Here is a 14,695-nt window from a genome sequence, read left to right as displayed (position 1 = left end):
TTTTCCAGTATAACTTTCGCGGGCCATCGATTGACCGCAGATTTACGGTATAGTAATTTTTTCTTTACGATAGCTGTAAATCAATTACAACAAATGGCCCGCTATGTCACATCACGCAAGACCTCTGAACCGACAGGATTATAAAACGCTGACGCTGGCTGCCCTCGGTGGCGCGCTGGAGTTTTACGATTTCATCATTTTCGTCTTCTTTGCCGCCGTGGTCGGCGAGCTCTTCTTCCCTGCAGATATTCCTGAATGGCTGCGCCAGGTGCAGACCTTCGGCATATTTGCCGCAGGCTATCTGGCGCGTCCGCTGGGTGGCATCGTCATGGCGCACTTTGGCGATCTGGTTGGGCGTAAGAAAATGTTCACCCTCAGTATTCTTCTTATGGCGGTGCCGACGCTGCTTATCGGCCTGCTGCCGACTTACGCCTCGGTAGGCATTGCCGCGCCGTTGTTGCTGTTGCTGATGCGCGTGCTTCAGGGCGCTGCCATTGGCGGAGAGGTACCGGGAGCCTGGGTTTTCGTTGCCGAACACGTGCCTGCGCAGCGCATCGGCATTGCCTGCGGCACGCTGACCGCCGGGCTGACGGTGGGCATTCTGCTGGGTTCGGTGGTGGCGACGTTGATCAACACCAGCATGACGGCGCAGGTGATTCACGACGGCGGCTGGCGTATTCCGTTCCTGCTCGGCGGGGCGTTTGGCCTGGTGGCGATGTATTTGCGCCGCTGGTTACAGGAGACGCCGATTTTCCTCGAAATGCAGCAGCGTAAGCAGCTGGCACAAGAGCTGCCGGTGAAATCGGTGGTGATGAAACATCAGAAATCGGTCGTCATTTCGATGCTGCTGACCTGGCTGTTGTCGGCGGGAATTGTCGTGGTGATTCTGATGTCACCGGTGTGGCTGCAAAAGCATTACGGTTTCGCGCCTGCGCTGACGTTGCAGGCCAACAGTATCGCTACCATTATGCTGTGCGTGGGCTGCCTGTTGGCGGGGTTATCCGCTGATAAGTTTGGTGCCAGCCGGACGTTTATCGTCGGCAGCCTGCTGCTGGCGGCGTCGAGCTGGGCGTTCTATCACCTGGCGGGCACTTCGGCGGAGCATCTTTTTGCGCTCTACGGGTTGGTGGGATTGTGCGTGGGTGTAGTGGGTGCGGTGCCGTACGTGATGGTCCGGGCGTTTCCGCCGGAAGTGCGTTTCACCGGGATTTCTTTCTCGTACAACGTCTCTTACGCGATCTTTGGTGGGCTGACGCCTATTGCGGTTACGCTGCTGATGAGCGTCTCGCCGATGGCTCCGGCCTGGTATGTGCTGGCGCTTTCGCTGGTTGGCTTAGGATTGGGGCTCTGGCTACGGCAGACCTACAGCGCGCCAGAAAAAGCGTCGTTGATGACGCGCTAAAAAATAAAGCCGGGCATTGCCTAATGCTTGTCAGTTAAGCTTTTGAAGGAGGCCGCAACGGATAACGTTGCGGCCTCTTTTTTACAGCTCTCGGGTAATGCCGTGCTCTTCGCCCTGGTAGCACGAAGCTTGAGGCCATACTCAGTATTTCGGCCATGACCTTGGGGAGTTTCCCCGGCGCCACTCCCGGCAGTAAACGCAGGTGGCTGCACAGATATAACGCTGACTGTTTAAAGCCCATCTGATATGGCTCCACGCCTTTCAGACTGTACGCCATCTGCCCCATCATGAAGCGCAACAGATTATACGCCAGCACCACGCCCCACAGCTCCTGACGCACCAGCGCAGGCTTTTTACTCCGCAGCGTCAGTTCATTATTCAGCAGATGCTGCTTCATCTCCCTGAACCCGTGCTCTATCTCCCACCGCTGGCTGTAAAGGTCCACGATATCGGCTTTCGGGTATCTGAGCGGGTCGCACATCGACGTCAGTATCTGCACCGTCTTGCCGTTCACTTCCTTGCTGACCAGTCTTGCTGTCAGGGTTTCCGGTGCATCCTGCCATTTCTTTTTCGCCTGCGGCGACAGCGTTATTCTCACCAGTTTCTGCCCTGCGCCCAGGTTTCTCACCTCCTCATACTGCGCGCCTTTGCGTAAGGGCAGCATCCAGTGCCTTTCCGTGCCTGATGACTGCCAGCGATGCAGCAGGCCCAGGGCATAGAAGCCCTTATCCATGATGGTCAGTGAGTGGTCCGGCGTCCGGTCAATAAGCTGTGCCGCAAGGTCAGTTTCACCGGTTTCAGAGACGCTGTCGAAGGCCACCGCAGACAGCAGATGGCTGGTGACTTCCATCTGGCAGACCATGCGCAGTTGTGGCCATTCGGACTGCTTGTTCACATTGGCAGTACGGCCGAAGGCTGCGTCATTTTCTGGGGTATCAGGTGCACGCCACAACGTACCGTCCACGGCCATTAGCGTCAGGCCGTTCCAGTGAGACAGGGGTGTTTTTTCAAACCAGAGCTGACGTGTTTTTTCGAACATCAGACGGATGACATCCTCGCCGAGCCGCTGGCGGGCCTGAACAACGGCACTGGGTGCAACGAAGGGCCGGTTACCCGGCAGAAGAATGTCCATATGTGAGACCAGCTGGGTCATGGAGTGGGAGCGGAACAGGGCCATGCCGGTAACCGCCCAGACCATCATCTCCATGGAGAGGCGACGCTTACGCAGAGTGACGACGCCGGTGTCAGCCAGGCATTCATCAATCAGTTCAGGAGAAAGCAGGTCTGCAAGGGCAGCAAACTCCTGCGGAGAAAATTTATGGACGGTATCTAAGGCCTGGCTGAGTAACATAAAAAAATCCGTAATCCCTGGAGAGATTACGGATTCTTGCACAACCACCGGATCGGTCAACCGATCCTTAACTGATCGGCATTAGGGCATTGCCCGGCTTTATGACGATACCGTGTTGAACTTAGTGTTTTTCACCGATTGGCAGCACGGTGCGACCGAATTTTTCATTCAGTACTTCACCCATTGCCAGCCAGATAGCGCTCGCGCCACATACCAGGCCGACGTAACCCGCGATTTTCACGATGCCTTCGTTGTCCGCCAGATGGCCGATAGCCAGCAGAGCAAACAGCACGGTCAGGCTCAGGAACACGAACTGCTGCATGCGTGGACCGTTGAGGGTGCCGAAGAACATGAACAGCGTGAACACGCCCCACAGGCCCAGGTACATACCCAGGAAGTGCGCATTAGCCGGTTCAGCCAGACCCATTTTCGGCATGATCAGAATGGCGACCAGGGTCAGCCAGAAAGAACCGTAAGAGGTGAATGCAGTCAGACCGAAGGTATTGCCTTTCTTAAACTCCAGCAGGCCTGCAAAAATCTGTGCCAGTCCGCCGTAAAAAATGCCCATCGCCAAAATGGCAGTATCAAACTGGAAAAGACCGCTGTTTGCCAGGTTCAGCAGAATGGTGGTCATGCCGAAGCCCATCAGGCCCAGCGGTGCTGGGTTAGCCAACTTAGTGTTAACCATATTTCCTCAAAAACTCATCAATAAAGGGGGAATCGTCGTAATCCCACGCCGATCCTCTGGCTGCGGGGCGCGGCATAATAATCAGAGGCGTGTCCTGCGTCTATGATCTGAGCAGGGTGAATTTAAAATTTTTTTTGCATCTGCCCCTTGATGCCCGATGTTACGACCCCATCTTGTAAGCAACCGCAGTGGTGAGCCTGGAAAAAAAAGCATGAAGGCGCTTGAAACGACACGTTTCGCCCTTATTACAGGTTCATAATCACATGTTGATCGAATTTTTAGTGGAGACGTTTAGATGGGTAAAATTATTGGTATCGACCTGGGTACTACCAACTCTTGTGTAGCAATTATGGATGGCAACACCCCGCGTGTGCTGGAAAACGCTGAAGGCGATCGCACCACGCCTTCGATCATTGCTTATACCCAGGATGGTGAAACTCTGGTTGGACAGCCGGCTAAACGTCAGGCAGTGACTAACCCGCAGAACACTCTGTTCGCGATCAAACGCCTGATTGGCCGTCGTTTCCAGGACGAAGAAGTGCAGCGTGATGAAGCCATCATGCCGTACAAAATCGTTGCTGCTGATAATGGCGATGCGTGGCTGGACGTGAAAGGTACCAAAACTGCACCACCGCAGATTTCTGCTGAAGTGCTGAAAAAAATGAAGAAAACCGCTGAAGATTACCTGGGTGAGCCGGTAACTGAAGCTGTTATCACCGTACCTGCATACTTCAACGATGCTCAGCGTCAGGCAACCAAAGACGCCGGCCGTATCGCGGGTCTGGAAGTAAAACGTATCATCAACGAACCAACCGCTGCTGCACTGGCTTACGGTCTGGATAAAGAAGTCGGTAACCGCACCATCGCTGTATATGACCTGGGCGGCGGTACTTTCGATATCTCTATCATCGAAATCGACGAAGTTGATGGCGAAAAAACCTTCGAAGTACTGGCAACCAACGGTGATACTCACCTCGGTGGTGAAGACTTCGACAGCCGTCTGATCAACTACCTCGTTGAAGAGTTCAAGAAAGATCAGGGCATTGACCTGCGTAACGACCCGCTGGCAATGCAGCGTCTGAAAGAAGCAGCAGAAAAAGCGAAAATCGAGCTGTCTTCTGCACAGCAGACCGACGTTAACCTGCCGTACATCACTGCAGATGCGACCGGTCCGAAACACATGAACATCAAAGTGACTCGCGCGAAACTGGAAAGCCTAGTTGAAGACCTGGTTAACCGTTCAATCGAGCCGCTGAAAGTTGCACTGCAGGACGCTGGCCTGTCCGTATCCGACATCCAGGACGTTCTCCTGGTCGGCGGTCAGACCCGTATGCCAATGGTGCAGAAAAAAGTTGCTGAGTTCTTCGGTAAAGAACCGCGTAAAGACGTTAACCCGGACGAAGCCGTTGCCGTTGGTGCTGCAGTTCAGGGCGGCGTGCTGACCGGTGAAGTGAAAGACGTTCTGCTGCTGGACGTTACCCCGCTGTCGCTGGGTATCGAAACCATGGGCGGTGTGATGACTGCGCTCATCAACAAAAACACCACTATCCCAACCAAGCACAGCCAGGTGTTCTCTACCGCTGAAGACAACCAGTCTGCGGTAACCATCCATGTGCTGCAGGGTGAACGTAAACGTGCAGGCGATAACAAATCTCTGGGTCAGTTCAACCTGGATGGTATCAGCCCGGCACAGCGCGGTATGCCGCAGATCGAAGTGACCTTCGATATCGATGCCGATGGTATTCTGCACGTTTCCGCGAAAGACAAAAACAGCGGTAAAGAGCAGAAGATCACTATCAAGGCGTCTTCCGGTCTGAACGAAGAAGAAATCCAGAAAATGGTGCGTGAAGCAGAAGCTAACGCCGAGTCTGACCGTAAGTTCGAAGAACTGGTTCAGACCCGTAACCAGGGTGACCATCTGCTGCACAGCACCCGTAAGCAGGTTGAAGAAGCCGGCGAACAGCTGCCAGCTGACGACAAAACCGCTATCGAGACTGCACTGACTGCGCTGGAAGGCTCTCTGAAAGGCGAAGACAAAGCGGATATCGAAGCGAAAATGCAGGCAGTTGCCGAAGCTTCTCAGAAGCTGATGGAAATCGCGCAGCAGCAGCACGCACAGCAGCAGGCTGGCGGCGCTGACGCTTCCGCGAACAACGCGAAAGATGACGATGTTGTCGACGCTGAGTTCGAAGAAGTTAAAGATAAAAAATAATCGCCCTGATGCAGGGTAATTAACTGGCACGGGCGTCGGAGTTTACTCCACGCCCGTGCTCGCATGTTAAGGGCAGAAAAACAGAAATGGCGAAGAGAGACTATTACGAGGTTTTAGGCGTTTCCAAAACAGCGGAAGAGCGTGAAATCAAAAAGGCTTACAAACGCCTGGCGATGAAGTTTCACCCGGACCGTAATCAGGGTGACAAAGAAGCCGAAGCCAAATTCAAAGAAATTAAAGAAGCGTATGAGATCCTGACCGACGCGCAGAAGCGCTCGGCGTACGATCAGTACGGTCATGCAGCCTTTGAACAGGGCGGCATGGGCGGCGGTGGATTCGGTGGCGGCGGCTTTGGCGGCGGCGGGGCAGACTTCGGCGACATCTTCGGCGATGTGTTTGGTGATATCTTCGGCGGAAGCCGTGGTCGTCAACGTGCATCCCGTGGCTCAGACCTGCGCTACAACATGGATCTGACGCTGGAAGAAGCCGTGCGCGGTGTAACCAAAGAGATCCGCATTCCGACGCTGGAAGAGTGTGAAGTTTGCCACGGCAGCGGCGCGAAATCCGGTTCCAAACCGACGACCTGTCCGACCTGTCATGGTCAGGGCCAGGTGCAAATGCGTCAGGGCTTCTTTGCCGTGCAGCAGACCTGTCCGCACTGTCAGGGCCGCGGCACGCTGATTAAAGATCCGTGCAACAGCTGTCACGGTCACGGTCGCGTTGAGAAGACCAAAACCCTGTCGGTTAAAATCCCGGCGGGCGTTGATACCGGAGACCGTATTCGTCTGACAGGCGAAGGCGAAGCGGGTGAACACGGCGCACCAGCCGGCGATCTGTACGTTCAGGTTCAGGTGAAACAGCACCCAATCTTCGAGCGCGAAGGTAATAACCTGTACTGCGAAGTGCCGATCAACTTTGCGATGGCGGCGCTCGGCGGCGAAATCGAAGTTCCGACACTCGACGGTCGTGTGAACCTGAAAGTGCCTGGTGAAACCCAGACCGGCAAGCTGTTCCGCATGCGCGGTAAAGGCGTCAAATCCGTTCGCGGTGGCGCTCAGGGCGACCTGCTGTGCCGCGTAGTGGTAGAAACACCGGTTAGCCTGAACGAAAAACAGAAGCAGCTGCTGAAAGATCTGCAGGATAGTTTTGGTGGCCCAACGGGTGAACAAAACAGCCCGCGCTCCAAAAGCTTCTTCGACGGTGTGAAAAAATTCTTTGATGATTTGACCCGATAATTCTTCTGGCATCATCATTGAACCTAAAGCCCGGGTCTCAACAACCCGGGCTTTTTTTAATCTTGATATTATACTTCGGTAAAACCGATCTAAATTGCAGTGATAATCTGTTTTTAACGAATCGTCCTAGTGGTTATTATGGTTTTATCGATGTATTAACGGAAAAGAGAGAATAAAAGTGAAACATCTTCAGCGTTTTTTTAGCAATGAGGCTTCAGGGGGCATCATCTTGATCATCGCCGCCGCGCTGGCGATGCTGTTGGCGAACATGGGTTCGACCAGCGGTCTGTATCATTCTTTTCTGGAAACACCGGTGCAGCTCAAAGTGGGCGCGCTGGAAATCAACAAGAACATGCTGCTGTGGATTAACGACGCGCTGATGGCGGTGTTCTTCCTGCTCATCGGACTTGAGGTCAAACGTGAGCTGATTGTTGGCTCGCTGGCCAGCCGTCGACAGGCGATTTTCCCAGTGATTGCGGCCCTGGGCGGTATGGTGGTCCCGGCGTTGGTGTACCTGGCCTTTAACTTCCAGGACCCGATTACGCGCGAAGGCTGGGCGATTCCGGCGGCGACTGATATCGCCTTTGCGCTCGGCGTGCTGGCGCTGCTCGGTAGCCGTGTTCCGGCGTCGTTGAAAATTTTCCTGATGGCGCTGGCGATCATTGATGACCTGGGCGCTATCGTCATCATCGCGCTGTTTTATACCAGCGACCTGTCGCTCCTGTCACTGGGCGTCGCTGCGGCGGCCATTGCGGCGCTGGCTATTCTCAATCTGACGGGCGTACGCCGTACCGGGATTTATATCCTGGTCGGGGTCATCCTGTGGACGGCGGTGCTGAAATCAGGCGTGCATGCCACTCTGGCGGGCGTGATTGTTGGTTTCTTCATTCCGCTGAAAGAGCAGAATGGCAAATCTCCGGCGGTGCAGCTTGAGCACGTGCTGCATCCGTGGGTCGCGTACCTGATCCTGCCATTGTTTGCGTTTGCCAACGCCGGTGTTTCGCTGCAGGGCGTGACGATCGAAGGTCTGACGTCACTGCTGCCGCTGGGTATCATTGCCGGTCTGTTTATTGGTAAGCCGCTGGGTATTAGCTTGTTCTGTTGGCTGGCGCTGAAAATGAAATGGGCGACGCTGCCTGCGGACACCACCTTCAAGCAGATTATGGCGGTCGGGGTGCTGTGTGGTATCGGTTTTACCATGTCGATATTCATTGCCTCGCTGGCCTTCGGGAACGTTGACCCGGCACTGATTAACTGGGCGAAGCTCGGCATTCTGATTGGTTCGGTGCTGTCGGCGGTGGTCGGCTATGGCTTACTCAGAATGCGCACATCCTCGGAGCAGGCTCAGGCCTGACATCACATCACAAGAGAGTCCTGAGTGGCTCTCTTTTTGACATCCATCAGGGAGCGAAAACATGTCGCACATTAACTACAACCACCTGTACTACTTCTGGCACGTCTACAAAGAGGGCTCGGTCGTGGGCGCCGCAGAAGCGCTGTACCTGACGCCGCAGACCATTACCGGGCAGATTAAAGCACTGGAAGAGCGTTTGCAGGGCAAACTCTTTAAACGTAAGGGCAGGGGGCTTGAGCCGAGCGAACTGGGCGAGCTTGTTTTTCGCTACGCGGATAAAATGTTTACCCTGAGCCAGGAGATGCTCGACATCATCAACTATCGCAAAGAGTCGAACCTGTTGTTCGATGTCGGCGTGGCGGATGCGCTGTCGAAACGGCTGGTCAGCGGCGTGCTGGATGCAGCGGTGGTAGAGGATGAGCAAATTCACTTGCGCTGCTATGAATCGACGCATGAGATGCTGCTGGAGCAGCTCAGTCAGCACAAGCTGGACATGATTATTTCCGATTGCCCGATTGATTCGACGCAGCAGGAAGGGCTGTTCTCGGTGAAAATCGGCGAATGCAGCGTTAGCTTCTGGTGTATGAATCCGCTGCCGGAAAAACCGTTCCCGGCCTGTCTGGAGGAGCGTCGGTTGTTGATCCCAGGGCGTCGTTCGATGCTCGGACGCAAGCTGTTGAACTGGATTAACACCCAGGGGCTGAAAGTGGAAGTGCTGGGTGAGTTTGACGACGCGGCGCTGATGAAAGCCTTTGGTGCGGCACATAACGCGATTTTCGTCGCCCCGACGCTCTACGCGCACGATCTTTATGCGGACGACAACATCGTTGAAATCGGACGAGTGGAAAACGTCATGGAGGAGTATCACGCGATCTTTGCCGAACGCATGATCCAACACCCGGCGGTGCAGCGAATCTGCAATCGTGACTACTCTGCGCTGTTTGAACTGCCGCGTTAGGCAAAACGCAGATATAAAAAAACCCGCCGAGGCGGGTTTTTCTTCAACAAAGACTCAGCGAGTTGGCAATTAAGCCAGTTTGCTGATCTGCGCAGCCAGGTTGGCTTTATGACGCGCAGCTTTGTTTTTGTGGATCAGACCTTTAGCAGCCTGACGGTCCACGATTGGTTGCATTTCGTTAAATGCTTTCTGTGCAGCAGCTTTATCGCCTGCTTCTACAGCTGCGTATACTTTCTTGATGAAAGTACGCATCATAGAACGACGGCTAGCGTTGTGCTTGCGGGCCTTTTCAGACTGAACGGCGCGCTTCTTAGCTGATTTGATATTAGCCAAGGTCCAACTCCCAAATATGATCTATATAGACAATTCAAAGGCCGAGGAATATGCCCTCTTAGCCTTCTTTTGTCAATGGATTTGTGCAAATAAGCGCCGTTAGTAATACAACGCTTGGTTACGTAGTGATGGCGCAGGATTCTACCAGCTTGCGCCCACCGAATACAGCCTTTCTGCGATAAAAATCGCCAGTGACGCCACATTTGATTGGTGTTTACATCAAGGTGGATGAAATCGTTGCATCTTTCGTAAACGAGGTGCAATCGCCGGTTAACGTCGCCTGCTCTACAAGGTATACTTTCACGATTTTCACTGTATTGAGCCAGACATGAAGCTGATACGCGGCATACATAATCAAGGTCAGGCACCGCATGGGTGCGTGTTAACCATTGGCAATTTCGACGGCGTGCACCGTGGGCATCAGGCGCTATTAGAGCGTTTGCGTGCAGAAGGACGCGAGCGCGGCCTGCCAGTTGTGGTGGTGATTTTTGAGCCGCAGCCGCTGGAGCTTTTCGCGACGGACAAAGCCCCGGCGCGTCTGACGCGTTTGCGCGATAAGGTCCGTTATCTGGCCGAAAGCGGTGTGGACTACGTTCTTTGCGTCCGCTTTGACCGCCGTTTCGCGGCCCTGACGGCGCAAGAGTTTATCAGCGAGTTGCTGGTAAAACGCCTGGGCGTACGGTATCTGGCGGTCGGTGATGATTTCCGCTTCGGCGCTGGTCGCGAAGGGGATTTCTTGTTATTACAGAAGGCTGGCGCGGAATTCGGTTTCGACGTCACCAGCACCCAAACATTTTGTGAAGGCGGCCTGCGCATCAGCAGCACCGCGGTGCGTCAGGCACTGGCTGAGGATGACCTCGAGCTGGCACAAACGCTGCTGGGCCATCCTTTCAGCATTTCTGGGCGCGTGGTTCACGGTGATGAACTCGGGCGCACCATTGGTTTCCCGACGGCGAATATACCGCTGCGTCGTCAGGTTTCCCCGGTTAAAGGGGTGTATGCGGTGGAAGTTGCGGGGCTTGGCGACACATTGCTGCCAGGCGTGGCCAATATCGGCACCCGTCCAACGGTCGCTGGCGTGCGCCAGCAGCTGGAAGTGCATCTGTTAGACGTTGTAATGGACCTGTATGGTCGCCATATAGACGTCATACTGCGTAAAAAAATACGCAACGAGCAGCGATTTTCATCGCTGGACGAATTAAAAGCGCAAATCGCGCGTGATGAATTAACGGCTCGCGAGTTGTTCGGGCTTTCAAACCCGGCGTAATGCCAACGTAAATATACGGAAACGAGAATCTGATGAGTGACTATAAATCAACCCTGAATTTGCCGGAAACAGGGTTCCCGATGCGTGGCGACCTCGCCAAACGCGAACCGGGAATGCTGGCCCGTTGGACCGATGATGACCTTTACGGCGTCATCCGTGCAGCGAAAAAAGGCAAAAAGACGTTCATTCTGCATGATGGCCCTCCTTATGCGAATGGCAGCATTCATATTGGTCACTCCGTTAACAAGATTCTGAAAGACATTATCGTTAAGTCCAAAGGCCTGACGGGCTTTGACTCGCCGTATGTGCCGGGTTGGGACTGCCACGGTCTGCCAATCGAACTGAAAGTTGAGCAGGAATTTGGTAAGCCAGGTGAGAAATTCACCGCGGCGGAATTCCGCGCGAAGTGCCGTGAATACGCGGCCACCCAGGTTAACGGGCAGCGCGAAGACTTCATCCGTCTGGGCGTGCTGGGCGACTGGTCTCGTCCGTACCTGACCATGGACTTCAACACTGAAGCCAACATCATCCGTGCGCTGGGTAAAATCATCGGCAACGGCCACCTGCATAAAGGCGCGAAGCCTGTGCACTGGTGCGTAGACTGCCGTTCTGCGCTGGCTGAAGCGGAAGTGGAATACTACGACAAAACCTCTCCATCCATCGACGTGGCGTTCAACGCTGTCGATCAGGATGCGGTGAAGGCGAAATTTGGCGTGGCTTCCGTTAATGGCCCAGTTTCTTTGGTTATCTGGACCACCACGCCGTGGACCCTGCCCGCTAACCGCGCAATCTCTCTGTCAGCAGAGTTTGAATATGCGCTGGTACAGGTAGAAGGTCAGGCAATTATCCTGGCGAAAGACCTGGTTGAAAGCGTGCTGAAACGCGCGAACATCACCGACTTCACCGTGCTCGGCACCGTGAAGGGTGATGAGCTGGAACTGATGCGTTTCAAGCATCCATTCCTCGATTTCGACGTGCCGGCAATCCTTGGCGATCACGTTACTCTGGATGCGGGTACCGGTGCGGTACACACCGCCGGTGGCCACGGTCCAGACGACTACACTATCAGCCAGAAATACGGTCTGGAAATCGCGAACCCGGTTGGACCGGATGGCGCGTATGTGCCGGGTACTTACCCGACCCTGGACGGTGTGAACGTTTTCAAAGCTAACGACGTTATCGTTAACATGCTGCGTGAAAGCGGTGCGCTGTTGCACGTTGAGAAACTGGTTCACAGCTATCCGTGCTGCTGGCGTCACAAAACGCCGATCATCTTCCGTGCGACCCCACAGTGGTTCATCAGCATGGATCAGAAAGGCCTGCGTGAGCAGTCGCTGAAAGAGATCAAAGACGTGCAGTGGATCCCGGACTGGGGCCAGGCGCGTATCGAATCAATGGTCGCGAACCGTCCTGACTGGTGTATCTCCCGTCAGCGTACGTGGGGCGTGCCAATGTCCCTGTTCGTGCATAAAGAGACGCAGGAACTGCACCCGCGCACGCTTGAGTTGATGGAAGACGTGGCGAAACGCGTTGAGCAGGACGGCATTCAGGCGTGGTGGGATCTCGACCCGCGCGACATCATGGGCGACGACGCCGACACCTACGAGAAAGTGCCAGACACGCTCGACGTATGGTTCGACTCCGGTTCTACCCACTCGTCTGTGGTTGACGTGCGTCCTGAGTTCTCCGGTCACGCGGCGGATATGTATCTGGAAGGTTCTGACCAGCATCGCGGCTGGTTCATGTCTTCCCTGATGATTTCCACTGCGATGAAAGGCAAAGCGCCTTACCGTCAGGTACTGACCCACGGTTTCACCGTTGACGGTCAGGGCCGCAAAATGTCCAAGTCGATCGGTAACACCGTATCGCCGCAGGACGTGATGAACAAACTGGGCGCAGATATCCTGCGTCTGTGGGTGGCTTCCACCGACTATACCGGCGAAATGGCGGTCTCCGATGAGATCCTCAAACGTGCTGCCGACAGCTATCGTCGTATCCGTAACACCGCGCGCTTCCTGCTGGCGAACCTCAACGGTTTCGACCCGGTAAAAGACATGGTGAAACCGGAAGAGATGGTCGTTCTGGATCGCTGGGCGGTGGGCTGTGCGCAGGCTGCACAGGAAGACATCCTGAAAGCGTATGAGTCTTACGATTTCCACGAAGTGGTGCAGCGCCTGATGCGCTTCTGCTCCATCGAAATGGGCTCGTTCTATCTCGACATCATCAAAGACCGTCAGTACACCGCGAAACCAGACAGCGTCGCACGTCGCAGCTGTCAGACCGCGCTGTATCACATCGCGGAAGCCCTGGTTCGCTGGATGGCGCCAATCATGTCCTTCACCGCGGATGAAATCTGGGGCTACCTGCCAGGCTCCCGCGAGAAGTACGTCTTCACCGGCGAGTGGTACACCGGCCTGTTTGGTCTGGCGGAAACCGAAGCGATGAACGATGGTTTCTGGGACGAACTGCTGAAAGTGCGCAGCGAAGTGAACAAAGTCATTGAGCAGGCGCGTGCCGATAAGAAAGTGGGCGGTTCTCTGGAAGCAGCGGTTACGCTGTATGCCGAGCCAGAACTGGCGGCGAAACTGACCGCACTGGGCGATGAATTGCGATTTGTCCTGTTGACCTCCGGGGCTTCAGTTGCGGATTATGCTGCGGCAACCGCCGAAGCACAGCAGAGCGAATTGCTGAAAGGCCTGAAAGTGGCGTTGCAGAAAGCCGAAGGTGATAAGTGCCCGCGCTGCTGGCATTACACCACCGACGTCGGTCAAGTGGCGGAACACGCAGAAATCTGCGGCCGCTGTGTCAGCAACATTGCCGGTGACGGCGAAAAGCGTAAGTTTGCCTGATGAGTCAATCAATCTGTAAAAGCGGCCTGCGCTGGCTGTGGCTGATAGTCGTGGTGCTGATTATCGATCTCGGCAGCAAGTTCCTGATCCTTCAGCATTTTATGCTGGGGGAAACAGTCTCGCTGTTCCCGTCGCTGAACCTGCACTACGCGCGCAATTATGGCGCGGCGTTTAGCTTCCTCGCCGACAGCGGCGGTTGGCAGCGTTGGTTCTTTGCTGGCATCGCCATGGGTATCTGTGTGATTTTGGCGGTACTGATGTACCGCTCGAAAGCCACTCAGAAGCTGAACAACATCGCCTATGCGCTGATCATTGGTGGCGCACTGGGTAACCTGTTTGACCGGTTGTGGCACGGTTTCGTGGTCGACATGATCGACTTCTACGTCGGCAACTGGCACTTCGCGACCTTCAACCTCGCCGATTCCGCAATCTGTATCGGTGCGGCCCTGGTGGTGCTGGAAGGCTTCTTGCCGAACGCGGCCGCGAAGAAACAGGCGTAAAAAATCGCCGGGCGGCGCTACGCGTGCAACGGTCTACGGATTTCGTAGGCCTGGTCAGCGCAGCGCCACCGGGCAACATTAGCGAGCAAATCTGCATGTCTAAATCTGTACAGAGCAATAGCGCGGTGCTGGTGCACTTCACCCTGAAACTCGAAGATGGCTCCACGGCTGAATCCACCCGTAACAACGGCAAACCCGCGCTGTTTCGTTTGGGTGATGCTTCGCTGTCAGAAGGGCTGGAGCAACATCTGCTAGGCTTGAAAGAAGGGGATAAAACCACCTTTTCCCTCGAGCCAGACGCGGCCTTTGGCGTGCCGAGCCCGGACCTGGTTCAGTACTTCTCACGTCGTGAGTTTTTAGATGCTGGCGAGCCGGACATTGGCGCGATCATGCTCTTTACCGCAATGGATGGCAGCGAAATGCCTGGGGTTATTCGTGAAGTTAACGGCGACTCGATCACCGTCGATTTCAACCACCCGCTGGCGGGGCGTACCGTTCATTTTGATATTGAAGTGCTGGAGATAGACCCGGCACTGGAGGCATAAG

Annotated in this window: 12 protein-coding genes and 1 pseudogene; 10 read left to right on the top strand and 3 right to left on the bottom strand. The window is 54.9% G+C overall.

Annotated features, from left to right (window positions below):
• Positions 1 to 103 precede the first annotated feature (103 nt).
• Positions 104 to 1,402 (top strand): MFS transporter, encoded by a 1,299-nt coding sequence (locus tag A8O29_RS19500; RefSeq protein WP_125354013.1) that lies wholly within the window; start codon positions 104 to 106, stop codon positions 1,400 to 1,402.
• 34 nt (positions 1,403 to 1,436) lie between these two features.
• Here the strand turns inward: A8O29_RS19500 and A8O29_RS19495 are convergent, their stop codons facing one another.
• Together A8O29_RS19495 and satP are read right to left on the bottom strand one after the other, a co-directional pair.
• Positions 1,437 to 2,753: an IS4 family transposase gene (locus A8O29_RS19495; protein ID WP_174081207.1), complete on the bottom strand. Its 1,317-nt coding sequence runs from the start codon at positions 2,751 to 2,753 to the stop codon at positions 1,437 to 1,439.
• 121 nt (positions 2,754 to 2,874) lie between these two features.
• Positions 2,875 to 3,441, bottom strand: coding sequence for an acetate uptake transporter (gene satP / locus A8O29_RS19490; protein WP_110510703.1), 567 nt, complete (start codon positions 3,439 to 3,441; stop codon positions 2,875 to 2,877).
• 295 nt (positions 3,442 to 3,736) lie between these two features.
• On the opposite strand from satP, the gene dnaK reads away from it, so the two are divergent.
• The 4 genes from dnaK (at position 3,737) to nhaR (ending at position 9,200) form a co-directional block, all read left to right on the top strand.
• A complete protein-coding gene (dnaK, locus tag A8O29_RS19485) occupies positions 3,737 to 5,653 on the top strand; it encodes a molecular chaperone DnaK (RefSeq protein ID WP_125354633.1) in 1,917 nt (638 codons plus the stop codon).
• A gap of 86 nt (positions 5,654 to 5,739) precedes the next feature.
• Positions 5,740 to 6,888 (top strand): molecular chaperone DnaJ, encoded by a 1,149-nt coding sequence (dnaJ, locus tag A8O29_RS19480; RefSeq protein WP_125354632.1) that lies wholly within the window; start codon positions 5,740 to 5,742, stop codon positions 6,886 to 6,888.
• A 178-nt stretch (positions 6,889 to 7,066) separates the two neighbouring features.
• Positions 7,067 to 8,242 carry a Na+/H+ antiporter NhaA gene (gene nhaA / locus A8O29_RS19475; protein WP_125354631.1) on the top strand — a complete coding sequence of 392 codons (1,176 nt, stop codon included), beginning with the start codon at positions 7,067 to 7,069 and terminating at the stop codon, positions 8,240 to 8,242.
• A gap of 61 nt (positions 8,243 to 8,303) precedes the next feature.
• Positions 8,304 to 9,200, top strand: coding sequence for a transcriptional activator NhaR (gene nhaR, locus A8O29_RS19470; protein ID WP_110510707.1), 897 nt, complete (start codon positions 8,304 to 8,306; stop codon positions 9,198 to 9,200).
• 69 nt (positions 9,201 to 9,269) lie between these two features.
• Here the strand turns inward: nhaR and rpsT are convergent, their stop codons facing one another.
• Positions 9,270 to 9,533, bottom strand: a complete 264-nt coding sequence (gene rpsT / locus A8O29_RS19465; RefSeq protein ID WP_110510708.1) for a 30S ribosomal protein S20 — start codon at positions 9,531 to 9,533, stop codon at positions 9,270 to 9,272.
• A gap of 118 nt (positions 9,534 to 9,651) precedes the next feature.
• Between rpsT and A8O29_RS22825 the strand changes: the two are divergent.
• The 5 genes and pseudogenes from A8O29_RS22825 to fkpB all read left to right on the top strand — a co-directional run.
• Positions 9,652 to 9,854: pseudogene (locus tag A8O29_RS22825) on the top strand (DUF2575 domain-containing protein); the annotation flags it as partial.
• A 7-nt stretch (positions 9,855 to 9,861) separates the two neighbouring features.
• Complete coding sequence (gene ribF, locus A8O29_RS19455; protein WP_110510709.1) at positions 9,862 to 10,800, top strand: bifunctional riboflavin kinase/FAD synthetase; 939 nt, start codon at positions 9,862 to 9,864, stop codon at positions 10,798 to 10,800.
• 32 nt (positions 10,801 to 10,832) lie between these two features.
• A complete protein-coding gene (gene ileS / locus A8O29_RS19450) occupies positions 10,833 to 13,649 on the top strand; it encodes an isoleucine--tRNA ligase (protein ID WP_125354630.1) in 2,817 nt (938 codons plus the stop codon).
• On the top strand, positions 13,649 to 14,149 hold the full coding sequence (gene lspA, locus A8O29_RS19445; protein WP_125354629.1) for a signal peptidase II: 501 nt from the start codon (positions 13,649 to 13,651) through the stop codon (positions 14,147 to 14,149). The genes ileS and lspA overlap by 1 nt, the downstream gene beginning before the upstream one ends.
• A 95-nt stretch (positions 14,150 to 14,244) precedes the next feature.
• Positions 14,245 to 14,694, top strand: coding sequence for an FKBP-type peptidyl-prolyl cis-trans isomerase (gene fkpB / locus A8O29_RS19440; protein WP_110510874.1), 450 nt, complete (start codon positions 14,245 to 14,247; stop codon positions 14,692 to 14,694).
• Position 14,695: the final 1 nt, after the last annotated feature.

Source organism: Scandinavium goeteborgense (assembly GCF_003935895.2).
GTDB lineage: Bacteria > Pseudomonadota > Gammaproteobacteria > Enterobacterales > Enterobacteriaceae > Scandinavium > Scandinavium goeteborgense.
The sequence above is the reverse complement of the archived record's forward strand: the minus strand, read 5'-3'. Positions and strand labels throughout refer to the sequence as shown.